The following is a 23,217-nucleotide window of genomic DNA, read 5'->3' as shown; positions in this document are numbered from 1 at the left end:
GGCGCCGGTGCCTGGGCCGGCAGGGGCGAGGCCGCTCTGGGGGCCGCGGGCGCACCGTCCGGCCCCGCGGCGGCGGACTCCAGGGCGGCAGCGATCGCCGCGGCCTCGAGCAGCGCGGGATCGGGCGCCGCCAGGCCCTGCTCGGCGCCGGCCAGCGCCACCCAGGCGGGGACGTCCGGGTGGAAGTGGGCGCGCAGCGCCAGGTGGCCGTCGCGGATCTCGATCACCCGGCGGTAGAGCGCGAACTCGGGATTGCGGGTGCCACCGGTCCGGGTGGGCAGCACGATCTGCGGGTGCACGGCGTGCAGGGCGCTCCACAACGGGCCGATCCTGCGGTACTGCCGCCAGGCGCGCAGCTGGCGCACCGGGCGGCTCAGCGAGGCGGTGAGGGCGGGCAGCGAGAGCCCGGCCAGCGCCAGCGTCAGGCAGAGCACCGCGGTGGCGGCGGCCGATCCGTCCTCGGCCAACTCCTGGTGGCCGGTGGTGAGCGCCTCCACCAGCGGGATCACGCTGGCGGCCGCCCAGAGCACGCCGAGCACCGCGCCGAGCTGGGAGAGCCGCAGCCCGCGCCGCAGTACCCCGGGACCCAGCTCGCGCGCGGCCCGGTGGACCAGCACCGCGAACAGCGCCACGCACCAGCAGCCGTGCAGGGTGAAGAGGGTGTCGTAGCCGACCAGGGCGGCCCGGGTGAGCGGGGCCCGGCCGGCCGCGAGGACATCGCCGTGCACCGAGACCCCGGCGGCCAGGTAGGCGGCGGCGCAGCCGACCAGCACCAGTCCGGACGCCAGCCGCTGCCGGGCCGCCGCGGCCGCCGCCACCGGGGCGGGCCGGACCGAGAGCGCCAGCAGTGCCAGGAACCCCTCGGCGGCGAGCTTCAACTCCGCACCCGCCAGCGGCAGCAGCCGCGGCAGCCAGGCCCAGCCGCAGCCGTCCGCGGCCCGCACGGTGGCCGGCGCCAGCACGGCCATCGCCAGGCCGATGCAGCCGGTGAACGCCACCAGGTACTGCCGCCCACCCCTCCCCGCCGCCCCCCGGGTCAACGCCAGCCGGCACCCGGCGCCGAGCACCGCGAAGGCGCAGAGCAGGTAGTAGGCAAGACTCCTCATCCAGCCGGCGCCCCTCCACACCGACCGTCCGCCCCCGCCGCGGGCCGTGCCCGGTAGGTCGGACCCCGGCCGAGCCCGTCGCCCTGGCCTGCGTCGGGCTCGCCCGCCTGTCCCTGGCGGCGCTGGTCACCGTGGCCTGTTCCAGGCCGGTTGCCCTGGCCGCCGCTGGGCTCACCCAACTGTCCGCCGCCTAGCCGGTCGCCCAGGTCACCGTCGACCTCGCCGGCCTGCCCCCGACCAAGCCGGTCACCCCGGCCCGCGCCGGGTCTGCCCGCCTGGTCCCGGCTGGGCTCGTCGGCCTGCTCCCGGCCACCCTGGTCCGTTCCCGGCCGGTCACCATGGCCGCGGCCATGCCCGCCAGCCTGCCCGCTGCCGAGCCGGTCACCCAGGCGCACGCCTTCTCGGCTGCCGCTGGGCCCCCCTTCCCCGCCGAGCCGGTCACCCCGCCCTGGGTCGGGCCCGCCTGCCTGGCCGCTGCTTGGTTGGCCCGCCTGCCGCAGGCCGAGCTGATCACCCTGGCTCGCGCCGACCCCGCCGCCCTGCTCCCCGCCGAGCCCGTCACCCTGCCCCGCTCCCAGCCGCTCACCCTGCCCCGCGCCGGGCCCGCTCGCCTGCCAGCCGCCGAGGCGGTCGGCCGGGCCCAGGCCGATGCGGGCGAGGCCGGCGAGCCGGCGTCGCCCGACTGCGGCGGCACCGGCGGCAGGACCGGCGGGGCCGGGTAACCCGAACTGGGCGGTGAGGACGTCGACCGAGGCGCCGCCGCCCGGGGGCTCGCCGCGGGTGGCTCGGTGGAGCACCAGGGAGGCGAAGAGTTCGGCCTCCTGCTCCGCCACCTCGCCGTACCCGCCGCGCCCGAGGACCCGCTTGATCAGCTCGGGCGACAGCGTGGGCAGCAGCAGTTCGGCGGCGCCGGGCCCGAGCACCGTGCTCTCCCGGTGGCCGCAGAGCAGGTGGCCCACCTCGTGCAGCACGATGTGCTGCTGGTGCAGCGGCGAGGTGTCGCGCGGGTAGCCGATGTACTCGGCCCGGTCGGTGCTGACCAGCAGGCCGCACGGGCCGCAGGCGCGGGTGGGCAGCGGCAGCAGCTCGATCGGCCGGTCGAGCCGCTCGGCCAGCGCGGCCACCAGCGCGGCCACGTCGAAGGGCACGGGCAGCGGCAGTTCGTCGGCCAGCCGGCGGCACTGCCGCCACAGCCGCCGGTGCGCTCGCCGCTGCCCGGGCACCGCGCTCACCGCCCCTCAGTCCGGCCGGTCGGCGGTGGCGGCGCACCGGTCGTCGGCCCGGGTGGTGCCGCCCCGGGCTGCGGCCCCCGCGCCCGTGGCCGCCTCACCGGCCGCCTCGCCGGCCTCCCGCCGGGCGATCGAGTCGATCATCTCGGTGATCGTCCCCAGGCCCTCCGGCGACAGCGTCACCGCGCGCAGCGCCACCTCCCGCACCCCGGTGTCGCGCAGGGCGCCCAACAGGGTCAGCTCCTCGGCGATCCGGCGGCTCTGTTCGTCGTCGAAGAAGTAGGCCGGCGGGATCTGGAAGAACTGGGCCAGCGCCTCGACGTGCCGGATCGTCGGGTTGTCCCGGCGGCCGGTGCGCAGTTGCCACAGGTAGGTGGTCGAGAAGCTCTCCCCGGTGGACTCCCGGCAGGCCCGGGCCACCTCCTCGTTGGTGTAAGGCTGGCGGTCGGGCCGGCGGACGATCTCGAAGAGCCGCTCGATCCGGTCGGCGAGCGTGGGTCGGCGCTGCTCCGCGGTTGCCACGGCACCCCTCCTCTCGACACCCCGAGCGCCAGAGTACCGGCCCGAACCACCGCCCGCACGAGCTCGGGTGGACCGGTACCCGGCGGCCGCAGCAGACGTGACGGAGCGTCAGTGCACCTCGCCCGGCCGCGGCCTGGCCTCGCGCCGTTCGGTGAGCCGGGGTCCGGCGGCCAGCCCGGCATCCAGGCCGGCATCCAGGCGGGCGGTCAACCCGGCGTCGAGCCCGGTGGCCAAGCCGGCATCCAGCAGGCCCGAGGTGATGTCCAGCTCGACCGGCGTGGTGCTCAGCTCGTAGTGCAGCCGGTCGGCCGGCACCCCGTCGCGCTGGAACCGCTCGACCATGCTGACCACCATGTCGTCCGGCCCGCTGACGAAGACCTCGTGCTCCACCCAGTGCCCCTGGGCCGGCACCACCTCGGGCAGCCGACCCACCACGCCCGGGAAGCCGATCTCCTCGGAGATCACCGGCACCAGGATCAACCGGGGGAAGACCCCGGCGAGTTGGCGCAGGCCCTCCAGGTCGTAGAGGTCGCGCTCGTGCCGGGCGCCGACGAACAGGTGCAGGGTGAGCGGCCGGTGGCGCGCGATCATCTCCTCGACCAGCGCCTTCATCGGGGCCAGCCCGGTGCCGCCGGCCACGCAGACCACCCGGCGGGACGGGCGTTCCGGCAGGGTGAGGCCGCCGCGGCCCGGACCGAGCCGCACCACGTCGCCGACCCGGGTGTGGTGGACCAGCGCGTTGCTGACCCAGCCGGCCGGCACCGCCCGCACGTGCAGGGTCAGCAGGCCGTCGCGGCGCGGGGCGTTGGCGATCGAGTAGGGACGCCAGACCCGCGGCCAGCGCGCGGTCTCCACGGTGGTGTACTGGCCGGCCCGGTAGGGGAAGGGCGCGTCGGGGCGCAGGGTCAGCACCGCGAGGTCCGGCCCGCGCTGCTCGTGGGCCACCACCTCGGCCAGCCAACTGGCCGGGGTGCGCCCGGCCTCGGCCTCGGCGGCGCCGCTCATGGCCGCGGCGATCTGCTGGTAGGCGGCGGTCCAGGCCTGCTCGTGCGCCGGGGTCCAGGCCTCGCCGGCGAACTTGCGCAGGGTGGCGAGCAGGGCCGCGCCGACGGCGTCGTAGTGCTCGGTGCGCACCCCGTACTTGCGGTGGTCGCGGCCCAGCTGCTGGAGGAAGCCGGTGAGTTCGGCGGGGCGGTCGAGCATCCGCACGGCGCCGGCCAGGGCCTGGAAGAGCCGGTCGCGCTGCACGTCCATGGCCGGCGGGAAGAACTCGCGGACCTCGGGGTTGTGGAGGAAGAGGGTGGCGTAGAAATGGCCGGTGAGCTTCGCGGCGTTCTCGGGGTGGCGCTGAACCAGGGCGAAGCTCTCGCGGATCAGGGTCAGGTCGTCAGTCATGGCAAGTAATGGCGCGGCGTCGGGGACGCGGCGTCAGAATCCTCGTTCGCTGGTTTCCTTGGCGCCGAAGAAGTCGCCGCCCTTGCGTCGTACGTCGTCGCTGCCCCAGGACCGGGTGCGCGGTGCGGGGACGAAGCGCGGGATGTGCTTGGCACAGTGCAGGTAGGCCTCGTCGACGGCCACCACGACCCAGAGTTCGGCGCGGCGGCCGGGGGCGCTCTCCACGGGCAACTCGGGGACCGTGGCGCGCAGCAGGGCGTCCTCGACCACCCGGGCGCGGCCGTTGATGTGCAGGCCGATCACGTCGCGGACGAAGTCGATCAGCAGCAGGCCGACGTGGCCGTTCTCGCAGATGTTGCCGAGGCTCGCCATCACCCCGTTGCCGCGGTACTCGGGGTAGGCGAGGGTCCGTTCGTCGATCACGTGCAGGAAGCCGGGCGGGCCGGCCCGGAAGCTGGCGTCGCACTCGCCCCTGGCGTCCGAGCTGGCCACGAAGGCCATCTCCTGACGGGCGACGAACTCGCGCATCCGCGGGTTCAGGTGGTCGAGCACCTGGTCCCGGTAGAAGCGGTCGGCGCGATCGGTGGAACCGTACGCCAGCTGCAGGTGGTGCTCTCCGGTCGAGCCGGGGCGGTGCAGGAGGTGCTCGGCCATCGGGCCTCCGTGTGAGGGACATCCAATAGAACGGCTGCCGGCCCGGAAAAAGGGCATGGCAGTGTCAAGGGCATGACAAGATCTCCCCCGGATGTGCACAACTTTCGGCCAACGCACCGGCGTTCGACCGTGACTGGAACCCTACACGTAGGGCGACGGGTGGTCACCTGTAAGTGTGGGAAAGCTGTGGTGACCTGGTGCCGGATCCCGTAACGCCGCGTGTCGACCGGCCCGGATGTGCGTCGGCCCGTAGCACGGGTGTCGGCGCAGGTGGCGGAATCCGGCCTCGGTGGCCCGCGGGCGGACGCCGACCGGGCGGTGGTGTGCAGCGAGTCCGGGCCCGGCCCGGCCGACCCCAACCGGGCCGGGCCCAGACTCGTGCGCGGGGTGGCGGGCCCGGGGGAACCCGCCACCCCGTCGGAACCGGCGGCCGAACTCATGCACAGTCGGGGCCGCCGGAGTTCCGGGAGGGTGGTGTGCCCGGGGAAGCCACCACCCGTCCCGGAGTCTTCGGGGTACTACAGGAAATGCGGTCATGCGGTCCAGCGGTCGTGCGGTCCTAGGGCAGCTGCCTCCCGGAGTTGCCGCCGCTCTGCCCCGCGCCGCCGTTCTGGCCCTGCGGGGGGTGGGTGCGGCCGTCTCCGGTCGGGTCGGGCACCGGGAGCCCGGTGCCCGGCACCGGCAGCGGGCGCTCCGGCGTCGGCGAACCGCCGCGGGGCGCGGGCACGGACGGCGCCGCCGACCTGCCCTGGCCGCCCGGGCCGTTGCCGTTGCCGGGGTCGTCCTGCCGGCTCAGCGCGGCGCAGAAGTCCCGGACCCGGTCCGAGCCGCCCGCCGCGCGCGTCAGCGGCTCGAACCGGGAGTTGGCGGAGCCCGGCTGGCCGTTGCTCGGCCACTGCTGGCAGAGCGGCAGCAGCTGGGTGGCCAGCGCGGTCCCGCTGGGCAGCGGCTGCCCGGTCGGGAGCTGCTTGCCGTCGGGACCGACCGTCGACGGGGTGTCGCCGGTCGGGCCGCCCGGGGTCGCCGGAGTGTCCGGGCCGCCCGTGCTCGCCGAACCGCCCGGCGCCGGCCGCAGCGGACCGGGCCCGCTCGACTTCGAGGCCTTCGGCTGCCCGGACCCGCCCGGGCCCGTCCAACCGGCGCTCGGAGTGGCGGAGACCAGGCCGGTGCCGGCCGCGTTGTCGGTGGGCACGGCGTGACCGGGGCCGCCGAGCACGGTCGGCAGGTGACCGGTTCCGGCCGCCACCGCGACCCCGCCGATCGCCGTCACCGCCAGCGCCGCCACGGCGGCGCGCGCACTGAGGAACCGCGTGGGCACGCGGAACCTCTGCGGTGCGCAGCTGGCCATCGGGCGACTCCGGGACGAGGACGGGACGGGCGGGGTGGTGCCGGTCGGGCTGGTGCTGATCGAGCCGAGACGGGCGGCCGACCGGAACGCGGTCACGGCCGCCTCCTCCCCGGCCAGCTCGTGCTCGGTCGCCGGGGCGGCCGCGGCGGCGAGCAGTCCGGAGAGGGCGTCCAGACCGCCCTGCGTACCGTCCGTGGCGCCGGCCAGCAGGTGCTCGGCGGCGTCGCGGTCGATCCGACGGGATCGGTTGGTGCTCATCTCATGTCCTTCAGCGTCGAGGCTCCGGGTTGTGTCACACCTTCGGCGGATTTTTTTTCGAGCCGTTTCGACGGGCCGCGCTGCGGCGGCAGGGAGCCCGGGGAGTCGAGCAGTTTGGCCAGCCGGCGCAGGCCGCGGTGGGCGGCCATCCGGACCGTGCCGGCCCGCTTGCCGAGCACCCTGGCCGCGCTCTCCGCGTCCAGCTGGAGCACCACCCGCAGCAGGACCGCCTCGGCCTGGTCCCGGGGCAGTCCGGCGATCAGGTCCAGCGCCTGCCGGGTCCCCATGGTGGCCAGCACGCTGCCCTCGGTGTCCTCCCGGGCGGGCAGGTCGAGCAACTCCTCGACCGGCAGGTCCGCGGTCGGCCGGCGGCGCCGGGCCCGCAGGTGGTCCATCGCGCGGTGCCGGGCGATGGTGGCGGCCCAGCCGCGGAAGCCGTCCCCGTCGCCGCGGAAGGTGTGCAGGTCGCGGGCGATCTGCAGCCAGGCCTCGGAGGCGACGTCCTCCGCGTCGCCGGCGCTCGAGTCGTCGCCGCCGACCAGGACCCGCAGGTAGCGCAGCAGCAGCGGCTGCACGGTCCGGAAGACCAGCCGGAACGCCTCCTCGTCGCCGCCCTGCGCGGCCCGCACCGCGCACCCGAGCTGGTCGCCCGCCTCCGCGGCCCCGGGGGCGCCGACCCCGGCGGGGGCGGCGGACGGGGGCGGCAGCGGGTCGGCGGCGTCGGCGTACCCGAACTGATCTGCGTTTTGCACCGGGCCATCATCCCCTCTCTCCGGGCCTGGACATGCAAGATCCCGTCCGCTGCGGGTGTGCGGACGGGATCGGAGTGCGGGATCGCCGCTGGCAGCGGCGTTTCTGTGAGATCACTGGGGACTGACGGTGGGTCAGGTGGGAACGGTGGGCGGTCCGGCGTCGGTCCGGCGTCGGTCCGCGGCCAGTCCGGTGCCGGACCGGCCGCGGCCCCGCACCGACAACGGCTCAGGCGACCCGGCGGCCCTTCGCCGGCCGGCCCTCGGCCCGCTCCAGGTCGTGGTGGATCGGCCCGGCGCCCGCGGACAGCGGCAGGCAGCCGCCGCCGCGCCGGCTGGCGACGATCTCGGCGGCGACCGCCACCGCGGTCTCCTCCGGCGTGCGGGCGCCCAGGTCCAGGCCGATCGGCGAGCGCAGCCGGGCGATCTCCGCCTCGGACAGGCCCACCTCGCGCAGCCGGGCGTTGCGGTCCAGGTGGGTCTTGCGCGAGCCCATCGCCCCGACGAAGCCGACCGGCAGCCGCAGCGCCCGCTCCAGCAGCGGGATGTCGAACTTGGCGTCGTGGGTGAGCACGCAGAGCACGGTCCGGCCGTCGATCGCCTCGAGCTGGCTCTCCAGGTAGCGGTGCGGCCAGTCGACCACCACCTCGTCGGCCTCCGGGAACCGCCGCTCGGTGGCGAAGACCGGGCGGGCGTCGCAGACGGTGACGCGGTAGCCGAGGAACTTGCCGACCCGCACCACGGCGGCGGCGAAGTCGATCGCGCCGAAGACCAGCATCCGCGGCTTGGGCACGTAGGACTCGACGAAGAAGGTCACGGTCCCGTCGGCCGGCCCGGTGGCCGTCTCCGCCGCGAGGGCGGGGGTGCAGGGGCGGCCGTCCAGCGCCAGCGTGACCTTGCCGGTGCGCCCGGCGTCCAGCAGCGCCCGGGCCTCGGCGACGGCCTGGCGCTCCAGGGCGCCGGTGGTGGAGGGGCCGCCGGGGGAGAGGGTGCCGTGGTGGGTGTCGGCGGTGACCGCGACGGTGGCACCGAGCAGGCCGGCCGGGCCCTCGATCACCCGGACCAGCGCCACCGGCGTGCCCGAGGCGATGTAGGTGATGCCGGCGTCCAGTCCCGCGTCCTGGCCGGGGACGATCGGCTGGACGAAGACGTCCAGGATCCCGCCGCAGGTCAGGCCGACCGCGAAGGCGTCCTCGTCGCTGTAGCCGAAGCGCTCCAGCACGGGCTCGCCGGACTCGATCGCCTCCCGGCACAGCTCGTAGACCGCGCCCTCGACGCACCCGCCGGAGACGCTGCCGACCGCCTCGCCGGCCGCGTCCACGGCCAGCGCCGCGCCCGGGTCGCGCGGTGCGCTGCCGGAGACGCCCACCACGGTGGCCACGGCGAAGGAGCGCCCGGCGGCGTGCCAGGCCTGCAACTGCTCGGCGATGTCCTGCATGTCCGTGGCTCCTATCGGTGTGTCGTGGGTCGGCGTTCGGTTCCGGGATGACGAGGCGAGGGCGGGAAAGCGGGGCTGGGGGGGGGGGGGGGGGGGGGGGGGGGGGGGCGGAGGTCCCCCCCCCCGCGCCGCCGGTGTGAGTACCGGTACTACTAGTGGACTCCCAACCACTCCTTGATCGGAGTGAGTGCGAAGTAGATCACGAAGACCGCGGTCAGGATCCACATCAGCGGACCGGGCTCGCGCCACTGGCCCTTGCCGGCCTTGATCACGGTGTAGGAGATGACACCCGCGGCGACACCGGCGGTGATGCTGTAGGTGAACGGCATCATCACGCAGGTCAGGAAGGCCGGGATGGCGATGTCGCGGTTGGCCCAGTCGATGTGCCGGGCCTGGCTCATCATCATCGAGCCGATCACCACCAGGGCGGCGGAGGCGACCTCGACCGGCACGATGCCGGCCAGCGGGGAGAAGAAGAGCATCAGGGCGAAGACGCCGCCGGTGACCACCGAGGCGAGACCGGTGCGCGCACCCTCGCCGACGCCGGTGGCGGACTCGACGAAGACCGTCTGGCCGGAGGCGCCGAACAGGCCGCCGATCGCACCGCCGGAACCGTCGATGAACAGGGCCTTGGACAGACCGGGCATCCGGCCCTCGCTGTCGGCCAGACCGGCCTCGGTGCCGACGCCGATGATGGTCGCCATCGCGTCGAAGAAGCCGGCGAGCACCAGGGTGAAGACCGCCACCGTGGCGCTGATCGCGCCCATGCCCTTGCCGCCGAACGCGCCGAACAGGTCCACGTGACCCAGCAGGCCGAAGTTGGGCGCGGCGACCGGGCTGCCCGGCCAGACCGGCGGGGCGCTGCCCCAGCTCTTGGTCGGGATGTGGGCGATCGCGTTGACGACGAAGGCGAAGGCGGTGCCGGCCGTGATGCCGATCAGGATGGCGCCGCGGACGTTGCGGGCCAGCAGCACGAAGATGATCAGCAGCGTGACGGCGAAGCAGACCACCGGCCAGCCGGTGAGGTCACCCTCGGGGCCGAGCGAGACCAGGGTCGGGCCGCCGCTCTCCACGAAGCCGGCCTTGTGCAGGCCGATCAGCGAGACGAAGAGGCCGATGCCGATGGTGATGGCGTGCTTGAGCGGCAGTGGGATGCCGTTCATGATCTTCTCGCGCAGGCCGGAGACGACCAGCAGCACGATCAGCAGACCGTAGATGACGCAGAGGCCGAACGCCTGGGCCCAGGTGGTGTGCGGGACGACCAGCGCGGAGACCGCGCCGGACACCGAGAGGCCGGCGGCGACCGCCAGGGGCACGTTGCCCACCACGCCCATCAGGATCGTGGTGACGGCGGCGGCGAGCGCCGTCGCGGTGGTGAGCTGGGCGTGGTCCAGCTTGGCGCCGGTGACGTCGGCACCGCTCAGGATGAGCGGGTTGAGCAGGACGATGTACGCCATCGCCATGAAGGTGGTCAGACCACCGCGGATCTCGTTGCCGAAGGTCGAGCCTCTGGCCGAGATTTTGAAGTACGTGTCGAGGACTCCTGACAGTCCTGGTGCCGGGGGCGGCGTGGGGGCGCCGGCCTGGGCGGGAATCTCTTCAGTGGTGCCTGGCTCCGTGGGGATCCGGGACATGTCCACTCCCAAGTGTCATAGGGGATTGGGGTGGGCGAGCCGACCTCTCCGGTCGTGAGGGGTGACCGGAAAGGGGGACTTGTTCGACTCACGAGGTGCACTCTGTAGTGCGTGCGGTGCGTTGGGGTGGTGCGCACCGCTGCAGAGCCCCGGCGTGGGAGAGGCAGCGGGATGTGGTGCACGTACGAGTACTGCTGGGTGGAGCTGGTGGTGCTGGTGGTGCTGGGTGGTGCGACCCCGGGGCGGTGGGGGAAGACTGACCACCGCCCCGGGGAAGTCTCAGCGGGTCAGAGCGTCCCGGTGAGGTGCTCGGGCCGGACCGGGATCCGGTTGAGGGCGATGCCCGTGGCCTGCCGGATCGCGGCGACGATCGAGGGGGTGGCGGAGACCGTGGGCGCCTCGCCGACACCGCGCAGCCCGTAGGGGGCGTTCGGGTCGGGGAGCTCCAGGACGTCCACCGGGATCGGCGGGACGTCCAGGATGGTCGGGATCAGGTAGTCGGTGAAGGAGGCGTTGCGGACCTTGCCGTCCTTGACGATGATCTCCTCCATCACCGCCAGGCCCAGCGCCTGGGTGCAGCCGCCCTGGATCTGGCCGACCACCGAGAGCGGGTTGAGCGCCTTGCCGACGTCCTGGGCGGCGGTCAGCTCGACCACCTTCACCAGGCCCAGCTCGACGTCCACGTCGACCACCGCGCGGTTGGCGCAGAAGGTGTACTGGACGTGGCCGAAGCCCTGCCCGGTCTCCTTGTCGAACGCCTCGGTCGGGCGGTGGTGGTGCTCGCGGGTCAGGTCGATCGCCTCGTCGCCGAGCAGGTCGACCATCGAGACCAGCACGCCCTGCGACTCGGAGACCACCTTGCCGCCGATCAGCGACAGGTCGTTCTGGGTCCAGCCGTAGCGCTTGCGGCCCTTCTCGATCAGCGCCTGCGCGACCGCCTCGGCCGCGTACTTCACGGCGCCACCGGTCATGTAGGTCTGCCGCGAGGCGGAGGTGGAGCCGGCCGAACCGACCTCGGTGTTGGCCGGGTGGATGGTGACCTGCTCGACGCCCAGCTCGGTGCGGGCGATCTGGGCGTGCACGGTGACGCCGCCCTGGCCGACCTCGGCCATCGCGGTGTGCACCATGGCGACCGGCTCGCCGCCGATGACCTCCAGGCGGACCCGGGCGGTGGAGTAGTCGTCGAAGCCCTCGGAGAAGCCGACGTTCTTGATGCCGACCGAGTAGCCGATGCCGCGCACGATGCCCTCGCCGTGCGAGGTGTTCGACAGCGCGCCGGGCAGCTCGCGGATGTCCAGGTTGGTCAGGTCCAGCGGCGGCGGCAGCGGCATGTCCTTGACCCGCTGGAGCAGCTCGGCGACCGGGGCCGGCGAGTCGATCTGCTGGCCGGTGGGCATGTAGTCGCCCTCCGACATCGCGTTCAGCTGGCGCAGCTCCACCGGGTCCATGCCCAGCTCGGCGGCGAGCTTGTCCATCTGCGACTCGTAGCCGAAGCAGGCCTGCACCGCACCGAAGCCGCGCATCGCGCCGCAGCTCGGGTTGTTGGTGTAGAGGGCGATGGCCTCCATCCGCACGTTCGGGATGTTGTACGGGCCGTTGCCCAGCGAGGCCGCGTTGCCGACCACGGCGGGGGAGGCGGAGGCGTAGGCGCCGCCGTCCAGCACCAGGCGGACGTCGGCGTAGACCAGCTTGCCGTCGCGGGTCGCGCCGTGCTCGTAGCTCATCTTGGCCGGGTGGCGGTGCACGTGGCCGAAGAAGGACTCGTCGCGGGCGTAGACGATCTTGACCGGCTTGCCGGTGCGCTGGGCCAGCAGCGAGGCGTGGATCTGCATCGACAGGTCCTCGCGGCCGCCGAACGCGCCGCCGACGCCGGCCAGGGTGAGGCGGACCTTCTCCTCGGGCAGGCCGAGCACCGGGGCCATCTGCTGGCGGTCCACGTGCAGCCACTGGGTGGCGACGTAGAGGTCGATGCCGCCGTCCTCGGCGGGAACCGCCAGGCCGGACTCCGGGCCGAGGAAGGCCTGGTCCTGCATGCCGACCTCGTACACGCCCTTGACGACCACGTCGGCCAGCGCCTTGACCTCGTCGGTCACGCCCTTGCCGTAGACCAGCTTCTGGCTGTGGCAGATGTTGCCGGAGGCGTGCGACTTGTACTCGTGCGGCTCGTGCACGTAGCCGTTCAGCTCCGGGTCGAGCGCCTGCTCCTCGGTGGTGATCGGGGTGAGCACCTCGTACTCGACCTTGATCTTCTTCACCGCGCGGCGGGCGGTCTCCGGGTGGTCGGCCGCGACCAGCGCGATCGCCTCGCCGTGGTACCGGACCTTGTCGATCGCCAGGGCCGGCTGGTCCTGGATCTCCAGGCCGTAGTACTTGGAGCCCGGGATGTCCTCGTGGGTCAGCACCGCGTAGACGCCCGGGGTCTTCAGCGCCTCGGAGATGTCCACGCTGAGGATGTTGGCGCGCGGGTGCGGCGAGCGCAGCGCCATGCCCCAGAGCATGTCCTCGTGCCACATGTCGGAGGAGTAGGCGAACTCGCCCTTCACCTTGAGGTTGCCGTCGGGGCGCAGCGGCGAGCCGCCGATGCCGTGCGGCGAGCCGGTGGTGATGTCCTGGAGGTTCTTCTGCCCCTGGATGGTGCGTGCACTCATTCGGACGTACCCACCTTCTGGCACTTGCGGGCGGAAGCCAGCCGCACCGCGTCCATGATCTTCTCGTAACCGGTGCAGCGGCACAGGTTGCCGCTCAGCGCCTCGCGGATGTCGGTGTCGCTGGGCTGCGGCCGGCGGTCCAGCAGCGCGTCGGTCTGCACCAGCAGGCCCGGGGTGCAGAAGCCGCACTGCACGGCGCCGGCGTCGATGAACGCCTGCTGGACCAGGCCCAGCTCGCCGGTCTCCTCCTCGCTCAGGCCCTCGACGGTGCGGACCTCGCGGTCCTGCACCTGGCCGGCCGCGACCAGGCAGGAGCAGACCGGGGTGCCGTCCAGGTACACGGTGCAGGAGCCGCACTCGCCCTGCTCGCACGCGTTCTTTGAACCCGGCAGACCGACCCGCTCGCGCAGCACGTAGAGCAGGCTCTCGCCCTCCCAGACGTCATCGGCCTCGACCGGCTTGCCGTTGGCGGTGAAAGTGACCCTCATGCCGCACTCCTGATCTGCTTGCTGTAGTCGTTCCAGGTCCAGGTGAGGGTGCGGCGGGCCATCACGGCCAGCGAGTGGCGGCGGTAGTCCGCCGTGCCGCGCACGTCGTCGATCGGCGAGGCGGCGGCCTTGACCAGCTCGCCGAAGCGCTGGATCACCTCGGTGCCGAGCAGCTCGCCCGACTCCCACAGACCGCGCTCCTCGAGCACGCCCTGCAGGTACTCCTCCGCCTCCACGGCGCGACGCGGCGTGGGGGCAGCCGAGCCGATACCGGTACCGACGGTGTGGTTCTTCGGGTGCAGCGCGAAGCCGAACGCGCAGACCGCGATGACCATCGCGTTGCGGGTGCCGATCTTCGAGAACTGCTGCGGGCCGTCCGCCACCGGGATGTGGACCGCGCGGATCAGCTCGTCCTTCTCCAGGCTGTTCCGCTTGACCCCGACGTAGAACTCGTCGATCGGGATCATCCGGGTCCCGCGGACGGAGCAGGCCTCGACGAACACGTCGCGGCCGGCGGCCAGCAGCGCCGGGTGCGCGTCACCGGCGGGGGACGCGCCGCCGAGGTTGCCGCCGACACCGCCGCGGTTGCGGATCTGCGGGGAGCCCACCGTGTGCGCCGCACGCGCCAGCCCCGGCAGGGGCTCGGAGAGCTCGTCGATGATCCGGGAATACGGGACCGCGGCCCCGAGTCTCACCACACCGTCGGTGATCGACCACTCGGTCAGCTCGGTGATGCGGTTCAGGTCGAGCAGGGCGGATGGCCGGTGGACGTCGAAGTTCATCTCGACCATGACATCCGTGCCGCCCGAGATCGGCAGCGCGGTCGGGTGCTCAGCCTTAGCCGCGAGAGCCTCGTCCCAGGTAGCGGGCCGCAGGAACTCCATGCGGGTGTCTCCTCAAGTCGTCGCCAATCGAACCAGTGGGCACTGTGCCCGGAATCCGCGGGGCCCGAGTGGGGGCGGCGGGCGGAATTCCCAAACCTCCGGTGCTCAAACTCGCCTCCGATCCGTTGCCGGGGCGTTGAGTCCAGGTCACCGGGGTGTGTCCGGCGGCGTGTCTGCCAGTGAACCGCTGTGACCCGGCCCACTGGGAGTCACCGATGGCATGAAGCCCGCGCGCCGGGTCCGCCCGGCATCCTGTACGTTCCTCTAAGGACGGAGAATGTGCTGCTGAGCGCTATCCCAGCAGCCCCTTACGACCGTAATCCGGCCGTGACGACGAAGCGACGGCCCCGTGACCCGGCGGAGCGCTGATACGTAACACCGAAGATCCGTGAACTCGGGCACAATCTCCCCCCACCTGCGCGTGTCGGCCCAGGTTGCTGCCCAGGGGCAGCGGTTTTCCCTCACACTTGGTACAGACGAAGGAGTCTGCGGATGCGCGTCCGTGACCTGCTCGCCCCCGGCGCCCCGAGACTTCGGCTGCTCGCGGCCGAGGACGAGCTCGACCGACAGGTCAGCGGTGTGATGACCACGGACCTGCACGACCCGGGCCGCTACCTGCACGGTGGCGAGCTGGTGCTCACCGGCATGCTCTGGCGCACCGGGCCGGAGGACTCCGAGCGCTTCGTGCGCACGCTGGCCGCCGGCGGCGCGGTGGCCCTGGCGGCCGGCGAGGCCGAGGTCGGCCCGATCCCCGAGGACCTGATCGAGGCCTGCCGCCGGCACCGGATGCCGCTGCTCGCGGTCCCCGACGACATCGCCTTCTCCACCCTGACCGAGTTCATCGGCCGCCAGGTCTCGGCCGACCGGGCCGCCGACCTGGCCGCGCTGGTCGACCGGCACCGGCTGCTGGTCTCCGCGGCCGGCGGCGGTGGCCTGGACGCGGTGCTCGACCTGCTCGGCGGCGACCTCGACCTGGACTGCTGGGTGCTCACCCCCACCGGACAGGTGGTCGCCGGGCCCGCCGACCACCTCACCGTCGAGGACCGCGACCAGCTGGTCCGGGCCCACCTGGCCGCCCAGCGCCAGCGCCGCCGCCCGCCGCACCGGGCCCGGCTGGTCTCCGGCTCCTACTCGCTGCTGCCGGCCGCGGCCGACCCGGAGGACGAGGCCCCGCTGGCCGACTGGGTGCTCGCGGTGGCCGGCGACGTCACCGAGTGGACCACCAAGCGCCAGCAGCTGGCCGAGAACCTGGCCCGGCTGGTGGCCGCCGAGCGCACCCGGCGCGACGAGGGCCGCCGGCTGCGCCGCCGGCTGGCCGACGAGGTGCTCACCCTGCTGCAGCGCGACGCCGACCCGGCCGAGATCAGCCGCACCCTCTACGCCTCCTCGGCGATGGCCGCCCGGTACGAGGGCGCGGTGCCCAGGACCCCCGAGCCCGAGGGCGCCTGGCTGGTGCTCAGCGCGGAGGGGACCGGCCTGCCCGACGGCGCGGTGCGCTCGATCCTGGAGGAAGCCCTCACCGACACCTCGGACCGGGCGCTGGTGGCCGGCACCGGCGGCGGTGCGGTGATCGTGCTGCCCGCGCCGGGGACCGCGGTGCCGGCCGACGCGCTGCGCGAGCTGCTCGCGCCGCTGGAGGCCGGGCTCGGCTCGGAGGGGCGGATCACGGTGGGCGTCTCGGCGCCCGCGCTGGAGGCCGGCGCGCTGCGCGGGGCGCTGGAGGAGGCCCGGCACGCCCGCCGGATCGCGGCAGCCCGGGTCGGCCGGGTCTGCGTGGCCGGTCCCGAGGAGCTGGCCTCGCACGTGCTGCTGCTGGCCGCGGTGCCGGACGAGGTGCGGCGCGCCTTCCGCAGCCGGCTGCTGGACAAGGTGATCGGCTACGACATCGAGCACCAGGCCGACCTGGTCCGCACCCTGGAGGCCTTCCTGCGCTCCGACGGGTCCTGGACCCGGTGCGCCGCCCAGCTGCACGTGCACGTCAACACGCTGCGCTACCGGATCGGCCGGATCGAGGAGCTGACGGGTCGTGACCTGTCGCGGCTGGAGGACCGGGTGGACTTCTACCTGGCCCTGGAGCTGGCCTGACGGGTCGTCGGGGGAGCAGCACCGGGGGGGAGTGGGGGGGGGGGGGGGGGGGGGGGGGGGGGGGGTGGGGGGGGGGGGGGGGGGGGGGGGGGGGGGGGGGGGGGGGGGGGGGGGGGGGGGGGGGGGGGGGGGGGAAAAACATTTCACTTTTTGGGGGGGGAGGCGGCTGCCAGGGGGCGCGGTGCTGCGGGGCGGGCGTCGATCAGGGCTCGGGCGCTGATCAGGGCTTCGGTGCCGGGATGAGCTTGCTCAGCCACTCGAAGACGCTCGGGATCATCGGCCGCCAGAGCGAGGGGGTGTGCGGACCGGTGGTCAGCACCACCTGCACGGTGGTCGGCGACTTGGCGGCGGCGGCCAGCGCCTGGCCGTCCTCGTAGCCGTCGCCCTTGTCACCGCTCTGGTAGAGCGCCAGCTTCGGCGGGGTGGCCTCGTGCTGCAGGATGTAGAGCGGGTTGGAGGTCTGGCGCAGCTTGGGGTCCTTCGCGGTCAGCGAGAGGTTCTCGGAGTTCGGGTCGTTGTAACCCGAAAGGCTGATCGCGGCCCGGTAGCGGTCCGGGTGCAGCAGCGCCATCCGGTCGGCGCAGTGCGCCCCCGCCGAGTAGCCGCCCACCGCCCAGGAGTCCGGCGACGGGTCGGCCCGGAAGTTGTCCAGGATCATCTGCGGCACGTCGGTGGAGAGCCAGGTGTCGGCGTTGACCTTGCCGGGCACGTTGGCGCAGCCGGTGTCGACCGTGGTGCTGATCAGCTGGGTGCGCGGCGAGACCAGGATGAACGGGGTGACCTGGCCGGACTGCATCAGCGGCTTGAGCTGCTCGGAGACCTTCAGCGAGCCGAACCAGGTCTTCGAGGAGCCGGGGAAGCCCGGGAACAGCTCGACGACCGGGAACTTCACGTCCTTGTACGCCGGGTCGTTGTACTGCGGCGGCAGCCAGACGTTGACCTCGCCGTCCACGCCGGAGACCCGGCCCTTGAGGTCGGTGGTCTGCACGTCCTTGGGCACCAGCGGGTCGTCCACGCCCTTGAACTGCTGCAGCACCTTGGCGGCGGCCGGCTTGTCACCGGTCTGCCCCGCCGCGTTCTGGCCGGCCGCGTCACCGGAGGGCACCGGCGGCACCGAGGAGACGTGGCTGTCGTCCCCGAGCAGGTCGCCCCAGCTGCCGTAGATCAGGTTGGCGTTGTTGACCATGACGAAGATCATGGTCACGGCGGTGGCCTGGCAGAAGAGGATCATGATCAGCCGGACCAGGGCCTGCAGCGGCTTCGGGCCGCGGACCCTGCCCCAGAGCAGCAGGGCCACGGCGATGGACACCGGGACCAGGACGATCGTCAGGATCAGGAAGGGCTGTCCCGTCAGTTGCATCTATCTCTCGAATCCGGGTTGCTGGCGTGCCCGGACCCCGCATGCCCGGTGCTGATGACGACTGCTGTGACGTGGGCACCGGGCGAGCGCCAGGTGCCGACGACAATGAAGAACGACGGTGTGAACGAATCTCCGGTTTCATCCGTTACTGGGGAAAACCTGAGAGGAAGATCACGTGCACCTGGGAGGCCGCTGAGTGCCGCACCCCAGTCTGTCATCCGGACGGGGGTGCCCCGTGCCGTTACTGGGGCCGGGAGCCGGCTCGGGGTAGCGGCAGGAGCGGGGCGGGCGGCGACCTGCCGGGCAGATCGGTGCGGCGTATCGTTCCCGTCGTGACCCAACCAGGCGGCCGCACCGGCCAACCCGTCCTCCCCGCGCTCCTCGGTCTCGGGCAGCGCGGTCTCGGCCAGCGCGCCCTCGGCCCGCGCGGAGTCGACCGGTACGGTGCGGACCGGCGCCGGCGCACGCTCCCGGCCGGGGTGCTGCGGCTGCCGACCATCGGGATCGACATCGGTGGCACCAAGGTGGTCGCCGGGGTGGTGAACGGCGAGGGCGCGATCGTCGAACAGCTGCGCGCCGACACCCCGCACAAGAGCAAGAGCCCCAAGGTGGTCGAGGACGTCATCGTCGAGCTGGTGCTGGAGCTGGCCGACCGGCACGACGTGCACGCGGTGGGCATCGGCGCCGCCGGCTGGGTCGACGCCGACCGCTCCCGGGTGCTCTTCGCCCCGCACCTGAACTGGCGCAACGAGCCGCTGCGGGAGGCGCTCAGTGACCGGCTGAAGTTCCCGGTCGTGGTGGAGAACGACGCCAACGCGGCGGCCTGGGCCGAGTGGCGGTTCGGCGCCGGGCGCGGCGAGGACCTGGTGGTGATGATCACCCTGGGGACCGGGATCGGCGGCGCGGTGGTCCGGCACGGGTACGTGGACCGCGGCCGGTACGGGCTGGCCGGCGAGTTCGGGCACATGCAGGTGGTGCCGGGCGGGCATCGTTGCCCGTGCGGCAACCGGGGGTGCTGGGAGCAGTACTCCTCGGGCAACGCGCTGGTCCGCGAGGCGCGCGAGCTGGCCGCGGCCGAGTCGCCGGTGGCGCAGCCGCTGCTGGCCCGGGTGGGCGGCGAGGTGGCGGCGATCACCGGGCCGCTGGTCACCGAGGCGGCGCGGGCCGGCGACCCGATGGCGACCGAGCTGCTGCACGACATCGGCACCTGGCTGGGGGTGGGGCTGGCCAACCTGGCCGCCGGTCTGGACCCGGGCCGGTTCGTGGTGGGCGGCGGCGTCTCGGCAGCGGGCGAGCTGCTGCTCGCGCCGGCGCAGGACGCGTTCCGGCGCACCCTGACCGGGCGCGGCTTCCGGCCCGAGGCGCAGATCGTGCCGGCGGCGCTGGGCAACGAGGCCGGCCTGATCGGCGCCGCCGACCTGGCCCGCGCGGTGGCCCGGCGGTTCCGCACGGTCAAGCGGAGCCGCGCGGAGCGCTGAGGGCGGGGGTCGGAGCGCTGACGGCGGGGGTCGGGTCAGGGGGATCGCGGTGACGGATCACGGATCTCGGATCACAGATAGTGGATGACGGCTGACAGATTTCAGATTCTGTCAGCTGTCATCCGTGATCCGCTATCCGTCACCCTCACTCCTCGCCCTCCGCAGCCGCCGGCTCCGGCAGCGGCACCCGGTCGCGGTAGTACCAGCGACTGAGCGCCGCCCGCAGCCGCTCCGGCCGGGTGTCCCGGACCGCGGGCAGCGGCGTCGGCCGGTCCCCCAGGGTCAGCTGGTGGCGCTGCAGCAGCGGCAGCGGCTCGCGCTCGCCCAGGTAGCCGCCCTCGACCGACTGGCGGACCAGCCCGGTGGGCGTCGACCCCGCGGTGAACCGCCGCCGGTCCCGGTCCTGCAGCGCCAGGCAGATCCGCCGGGTCAGCCAGAACGCCACCGCCGGCGCCACGAACAGCGCCACCCGCAGCGTCCAGTCCAGCCCGTTCACCGAGACGCGGAAGACCAGCGCCAGCACGTCCTGCCCGCCGGCCATCAGCAGCACCGCGTAGGCCGTGAGCGCCGCCACCCCGATCGCCGTGCGCACCGGGCGGTCCCGCGGCCGGTCGCACAGGTGCCGCTCGCCGCGGTCGCCGGTGATCCACTGCTCCGCGAACGGGTAGGCGTAGAGCAGCCCGAACAGCACCAGCGGGAAGAGCACCGCCGGGATCAGCGGGTTCCACGGGATGCTGTGGCCCCACAGCCGGGTCTCGGTGCCCGGCATCAGGCGCAGCGCCCCCTCCAGGAAGCCCATGTACCAGTCCGGCTGGGCGTCGGTGGAGGCCTGGTCGGCCCGGTAGGGGCCGTACTTCCAGATCGGGTTGACCTGGGCGACCGCCGCCAGCACCACGATCACCCCGCTGACCAGGAAGAGCAGCCCGACCGTCTTGGCCAGGAAGTGCGGGAACATCGGCCGGCCGACCACGTTGCGCGCGCTCCGGCCGGGCCCGGCCCACTGGGTGTGCTTGAGGTAGAAGACCAGGATCAGGTGCGCCGTCACCAGGCCGACCAGGATCCCCGGCAGCAGCAGGATGTGCGTGGTGTAGAGCCGCGGCACGATGTCGGTGCCCGGCCACTCGCCGCCGAAGGCGAAGAACGAGAGGTAGCTGCCGACCAGCGGGATGGCCAGCATGAACCCCTGCGCGGTGCGCAGTCCGGTGCCGGAGAGCAGGTCGTCGGGCAGCGAGTAGCCGGCGAAGCCCTCGACCAGGGCGAGCTGGAACAGGGTCAGCCCGATCAGCCAGTTCACCTCGCGCGGGCGGCGGAAGGCGCCGGTGAAGAAGATCCGCAGCAGGTGGCAGCCGATCGCCGCGACGAAGACCAGCGCGGCCCAGTGGTGGACCTGCCGGATCAGCAGCCCGCCGCGGACGTCGAAGCTGATCGCCAGGGTGCTGGCGTAGGCCGCCGTCATCCGCTGCCCGACCAGCGGCGCGTACGAGCCCGCGTACACCACCTCGCCCATCGTGGGCCTGAAGTAGAAGGTCAGGTAGACGCCGGTGACCAGCAGCAGGGTGAAGCTGTACAGCGCCAGTTCGCCGAGCAGGAAGGACCAGTGGTCGGGGAAGACCTTGCGCACCAGCCCCCGGCCCGCGTCCAGGAACGGCAACCGGCCGTCCAGCCAGAGGGCCGCGCCCGCCCTGCCCTCCTCGCCCGAACGCCGCATCCGACCCGTGCCTCCCGTCCGTCGCCGCCCGGCCGCGGCCGCCCTGGCCCCGGCCGCAGACCAGCCTTACCGCCCGGGCGGCGGGGCCCGGGCGCCATCGCCGGGCGCGGCGGGCGGGTTCACCCCGTCGCGCTAATCGGGGGCTGTCGGTGGCGCGGGGTATCTTCGGGACGGGTGCCGGGGCCGCCGCCCCCGTGCCCCGTCCCCGCAGTTCCCCGTACCGCTGGAAGGCCTGGTCGTGACCGTCCGCATCGCCACCTGGAACATCAACTCCGTCACCGCGCGGCTGCCCAAGCTCGTCGAGTGGCTGGAGAGCGCCAAGCCCGACGTGCTCTGCCTGCAGGAGCTGAAGTGCGCCGCGGACGCCTTCCCGTACGAGGAGATCTCCGCGCTCGGCTACCAGACCGAGGCGCACGGCACCGGCCGGTGGAACGGCGTGGCGATCCTCTCCAGGATCGGCATCGAGGACGTGGTCCGGGACCTGCCCGAGCAGCCCGGCTACCTGGCCGACGACGCCCTGGTCCCCGCCGTCGAGCCGCGTGCCATCGCCGCCACCTGCGGCCCGGTCCGGGTCTGGTCGGTCTACGTGCCCAACGGCCGCGAGGTCGGCCACGCGCACTTCCGCTACAAGCTCGACTGGCTCGGCACCCTGCGCACCGCCGTGGCGGAGGACGCGGCCGGCGAGCGCCCGTTCGCGGTGCTCGGCGACTTCAACGTGGCGCCCGCCGACGAGGACGTCTACGACCTGGCGGACTTCGAGGGCGCCACCCACGTCACGCCGCTGGAGCGGGCCGCGCTGACCGCGTTGCAGGACGTCGGCCTGTCCGACGTCCTGCCCCGCCCGCTCAAGTACGACCACCCCTACACCTACTGGGACTACCGCCAGCTCGCCTTCCCGAAGAACCGCGGCATGCGGATCGACCTGGTCTACGGCAACAGCCCGTTCACCACCGCGGTCAGCGACAGCTACGTGGACCGCGAGGCCCGCAAGGGCAAGGGCACCTCGGACCACGCGCCGGTGGTCGTCGACCTGGCGCTGTAGCGGGGGCGGGCCGGCGCGTGGCGGCCGACAGCGGTCAGTCCTCCGCAGCGGCCTTCAGGGCGGCGGTGGCGAGCAGGTACTGGGCCAGCAGGTAGGTGGACATGATCCAGAACTCGTGGCCCGGCAACTGCTTCCAGCCGGCCAGCCGGGTGGCGATCAGCGTGTCGGAGAGCAGGAAGAGCGCCCCGCCCAGCCCGCCGCGCCGGCCCAGGCCGGCCGAGGTCACCGCGGTCGAGGCCAGCAGCAGGCTGTACCCGGCCACCGGCACCTTCAGCTCGCCGAGCCCCGGCCAGAGCTGATGGATCATCACCGCCCAGGCCAGCGCGTAGCCCGCCGCCACCAGGGCAGCCCGCCGCCGGTCGGTCAGCGCGCCCTGCTTGGCGAACATCGTCACGTAGCAGACGTGCGCCGCCGCGAACGAGCCCATCCCGGCCAGGAAGGCCCGCTCGTCGTCGACCTGGAGCAGCGCGTCGCCGGCCGCGCTGGCGATCAGCGCCGGGGTCAGCAGCCGCGGCGCGGGGTGCTCGCCGGCGGTGCGCGCATGGCCGGCGAGCAGCGGCATCAGCGCCGGCTTGGTGACCTGCTCGACCGCCTTGCGCTCCGTCAGCAGGGACCCCAGGTGGGCGGCGGCGGTCGCCGTGAAGGCGGTCAGCAGGCCGCGGCCGCGGCGGGCGGCGGTGATCGAGTTCAGCATGTCCGGCACGATAGGCGACGTGAGCGGGGCACCGGAAGGGCCTCCCCGTTTCCTCCCTTAGGCTGTCTCCGACACGGTGAGCGGTACGGCGGAGGGGCGCGTGAACGGGGGCGGAGCGCTGGGCGGACGGCCGTCGGCCGTGGCCCTGGCACCCGACGACGAGGTGACCGGCGAGGTGACCCTGACCTTGACCTCCTGGCGCCCGCCCGGAGCTGCCCGCACCCCCGACCAGCCGGCCCCGCGGCCGGCCGGTGAGCCGGTGCCCGGGCCCGCCGGCGACCACCTGCTCGACCTGGCCGAGCGGCTGGCCGCCGCCACCCCGGAGGCCGCGCACGACCTCTTCACCGACGCCTTCGGCCTCTACAGCGCCCGGCACTTCGGAATCGCCCCCGAGCCGCCCTGCGCCGACCTGGCCGCGGTCAGCTGGTGGCACGGCCCCCCGGTCGGCCGCCGCTCGCTGCCCGGCGCCCGCCGCGGCCGCCGGGCCGCCCGCGCCG

19 protein-coding genes are annotated in these 23,217 nt (G+C 73.7%); 4 read left to right on the top strand and 15 right to left on the bottom strand.

Annotated elements, in window-relative coordinates; translation table 11 throughout:
- The 12 genes from ACQRUO_RS30955 to ACQRUO_RS30900 all read right to left on the bottom strand — a co-directional run.
- Window positions 1-1,106: MAB_1171c family putative transporter (locus tag ACQRUO_RS30955; RefSeq protein ID WP_428319424.1), on the bottom strand; the 1,106-nt coding region annotated here is incomplete at its 3' end.
- Window positions 1,103-2,338 carry a hypothetical protein gene (locus ACQRUO_RS30950; protein ID WP_428319423.1) on the bottom strand — a complete coding sequence of 412 codons (1,236 nt, stop codon included), beginning with the start codon at window positions 2,336-2,338 and terminating at the stop codon, window positions 1,103-1,105. The genes ACQRUO_RS30950 and ACQRUO_RS30955, both read right to left, overlap by 4 nt.
- 6 nt (window positions 2,339-2,344) lie before the next feature.
- Window positions 2,345-2,857, bottom strand: coding sequence for an XRE family transcriptional regulator (locus ACQRUO_RS30945; protein WP_428319422.1), 513 nt, complete (start codon window positions 2,855-2,857; stop codon window positions 2,345-2,347).
- Between the two features lie 108 nt (window positions 2,858-2,965).
- Complete coding sequence (locus ACQRUO_RS30940; RefSeq protein ID WP_428319421.1) at window positions 2,966-4,252, bottom strand: globin domain-containing protein; 1,287 nt, start codon at window positions 4,250-4,252, stop codon at window positions 2,966-2,968.
- A 33-nt stretch (window positions 4,253-4,285) separates the two neighbouring features.
- Entirely contained in the window at window positions 4,286-4,906 is a 621-nt protein-coding gene (locus ACQRUO_RS30935) for a pyridoxamine 5'-phosphate oxidase family protein (RefSeq protein ID WP_428319420.1), read from the bottom strand.
- A 559-nt stretch (window positions 4,907-5,465) separates the two neighbouring features.
- The gene (locus ACQRUO_RS30930) at window positions 5,466-6,512 is read right to left on the bottom strand and encodes a hypothetical protein (protein ID WP_428319419.1); all 1,047 of its coding nucleotides are present in this window, start codon (window positions 6,510-6,512) and stop codon (window positions 5,466-5,468) included.
- The gene (locus ACQRUO_RS30925; RefSeq protein WP_428319426.1) at window positions 6,509-7,141 is read right to left on the bottom strand and encodes an RNA polymerase sigma factor; all 633 of its coding nucleotides are present in this window, start codon (window positions 7,139-7,141) and stop codon (window positions 6,509-6,511) included. The genes ACQRUO_RS30930 and ACQRUO_RS30925 overlap by 4 nt, the downstream gene beginning before the upstream one ends.
- Before the next feature lie 349 nt (window positions 7,142-7,490).
- A complete protein-coding gene (locus tag ACQRUO_RS30920; RefSeq protein ID WP_428319418.1) occupies window positions 7,491-8,699 on the bottom strand; it encodes an XdhC family protein in 1,209 nt (402 codons plus the stop codon).
- 152 nt (window positions 8,700-8,851) lie between these two features.
- Window positions 8,852-10,333: an NCS2 family permease gene (locus ACQRUO_RS30915; protein ID WP_428319417.1), complete on the bottom strand. Its 1,482-nt coding sequence runs from the start codon at window positions 10,331-10,333 to the stop codon at window positions 8,852-8,854.
- A 287-nt stretch (window positions 10,334-10,620) separates the two neighbouring features.
- A complete protein-coding gene (gene pucD / locus ACQRUO_RS30910) occupies window positions 10,621-12,981 on the bottom strand; it encodes a xanthine dehydrogenase subunit D (protein WP_428319416.1) in 2,361 nt (786 codons plus the stop codon).
- Entirely contained in the window at window positions 12,978-13,469 is a 492-nt protein-coding gene (locus tag ACQRUO_RS30905; RefSeq protein WP_428319415.1) for a (2Fe-2S)-binding protein, read from the bottom strand. Before ACQRUO_RS30905 ends, pucD begins: the two co-directional genes overlap by 4 nt.
- Window positions 13,466-14,353 (bottom strand): FAD binding domain-containing protein, encoded by an 888-nt coding sequence (locus ACQRUO_RS30900; RefSeq protein WP_428319414.1) that lies wholly within the window; start codon window positions 14,351-14,353, stop codon window positions 13,466-13,468. Before ACQRUO_RS30900 ends, ACQRUO_RS30905 begins: the two co-directional genes overlap by 4 nt.
- 492 nt (window positions 14,354-14,845) lie before the next feature.
- Between ACQRUO_RS30900 and ACQRUO_RS30895 the strand changes: the two genes are divergently transcribed.
- Window positions 14,846-16,438 carry a PucR family transcriptional regulator gene (locus ACQRUO_RS30895; protein ID WP_428319413.1) on the top strand — a complete coding sequence of 531 codons (1,593 nt, stop codon included), beginning with the start codon at window positions 14,846-14,848 and terminating at the stop codon, window positions 16,436-16,438.
- Window positions 16,439-16,658: 220 nt separating this feature from the next.
- Here ACQRUO_RS30895 and ACQRUO_RS30890 read toward each other — a convergent pair whose 3' ends face one another.
- Complete coding sequence (locus ACQRUO_RS30890; protein WP_428319412.1) at window positions 16,659-17,798, bottom strand: alpha/beta hydrolase; 1,140 nt, start codon at window positions 17,796-17,798, stop codon at window positions 16,659-16,661.
- A 479-nt stretch (window positions 17,799-18,277) separates the two neighbouring features.
- Here ACQRUO_RS30890 and ACQRUO_RS30885 point away from each other — a divergent pair, with 479 nt between their 5' ends.
- Window positions 18,278-19,276, top strand: coding sequence for an ROK family glucokinase (locus ACQRUO_RS30885; protein ID WP_428319425.1), 999 nt, complete (start codon window positions 18,278-18,280; stop codon window positions 19,274-19,276).
- A gap of 145 nt (window positions 19,277-19,421) precedes the next feature.
- On the opposite strand, the gene qcrB is transcribed toward ACQRUO_RS30885, so the two are convergent.
- Window positions 19,422-20,984 (bottom strand): cytochrome bc1 complex cytochrome b subunit, encoded by a 1,563-nt coding sequence (gene qcrB / locus ACQRUO_RS30880; protein WP_428319411.1) that lies wholly within the window; start codon window positions 20,982-20,984, stop codon window positions 19,422-19,424.
- 238 nt (window positions 20,985-21,222) lie between these two features.
- On the opposite strand from qcrB, the gene ACQRUO_RS30875 reads away from it, so the two are divergent.
- Window positions 21,223-22,026 carry an exodeoxyribonuclease III gene (locus ACQRUO_RS30875; RefSeq protein ID WP_428319410.1) on the top strand — a complete coding sequence of 268 codons (804 nt, stop codon included), beginning with the start codon at window positions 21,223-21,225 and terminating at the stop codon, window positions 22,024-22,026.
- Window positions 22,027-22,060: 34 nt separating this feature from the next.
- On the opposite strand, the gene ACQRUO_RS30870 is transcribed toward ACQRUO_RS30875, so the two are convergent.
- Entirely contained in the window at window positions 22,061-22,720 is a 660-nt protein-coding gene (locus ACQRUO_RS30870) for a lysoplasmalogenase (protein ID WP_428319409.1), read from the bottom strand.
- 100 nt (window positions 22,721-22,820) lie between these two features.
- Here ACQRUO_RS30870 and ACQRUO_RS30865 point away from each other — a divergent pair.
- A partial coding sequence (locus tag ACQRUO_RS30865) for a DUF2397 family protein (protein WP_428319408.1) occupies window positions 22,821-23,217 on the top strand: 397 nt, incomplete at its 3' end.

The sequence above is a fragment of the Kitasatospora sp. LaBMicrA B282 genome (assembly GCF_050325825.1).
Taxonomy (GTDB): Bacteria; Actinomycetota; Actinomycetes; order Streptomycetales; family Streptomycetaceae; genus Kitasatospora.
The sequence above is the reverse complement of the archived record's forward strand: the minus strand, read 5'-3'. Positions and strand labels throughout refer to the sequence as shown.

Bases quoted from the DNA above. Each gene is read 5' to 3' on its own strand.
- ACQRUO_RS30940 (WP_428319421.1), bottom strand. From the start codon at position 4,252: ATGACTGACGACCTGACCCTGATCCGCGAGAGCTTCGCCCTGGTTCAG.
- ACQRUO_RS30935 (WP_428319420.1), bottom strand. From the start codon at position 4,906: ATGGCCGAGCACCTCCTGCACCGCCCCGGCTCGACCGGAGAGCACCAC.
- ACQRUO_RS30930 (WP_428319419.1), bottom strand. From the start codon at position 6,512: ATGAGCACCAACCGATCCCGTCGGATCGACCGCGACGCCGCCGAGCAC.
- ACQRUO_RS30920 (WP_428319418.1), bottom strand. From the start codon at position 8,699: ATGCAGGACATCGCCGAGCAGTTGCAGGCCTGGCACGCCGCCGGGCGC.
- ACQRUO_RS30915 (WP_428319417.1), bottom strand. From the start codon at position 10,333: ATGTCCCGGATCCCCACGGAGCCAGGCACCACTGAAGAGATTCCCGCC.
- pucD (WP_428319416.1), bottom strand. From the start codon at position 12,981: ATGAGTGCACGCACCATCCAGGGGCAGAAGAACCTCCAGGACATCACC.
- ACQRUO_RS30905 (WP_428319415.1), bottom strand. From the start codon at position 13,469: ATGAGGGTCACTTTCACCGCCAACGGCAAGCCGGTCGAGGCCGATGAC.
- ACQRUO_RS30900 (WP_428319414.1), bottom strand. From the start codon at position 14,353: ATGGAGTTCCTGCGGCCCGCTACCTGGGACGAGGCTCTCGCGGCTAAG.
- ACQRUO_RS30895 (WP_428319413.1), top strand. From the start codon at position 14,846: ATGCGCGTCCGTGACCTGCTCGCCCCCGGCGCCCCGAGACTTCGGCTG.
- ACQRUO_RS30890 (WP_428319412.1), bottom strand. From the start codon at position 17,798: ATGCAACTGACGGGACAGCCCTTCCTGATCCTGACGATCGTCCTGGTC.
- qcrB (WP_428319411.1), bottom strand. From the start codon at position 20,984: ATGCGGCGTTCGGGCGAGGAGGGCAGGGCGGGCGCGGCCCTCTGGCTG.
- ACQRUO_RS30870 (WP_428319409.1), bottom strand. From the start codon at position 22,720: ATGCTGAACTCGATCACCGCCGCCCGCCGCGGCCGCGGCCTGCTGACC.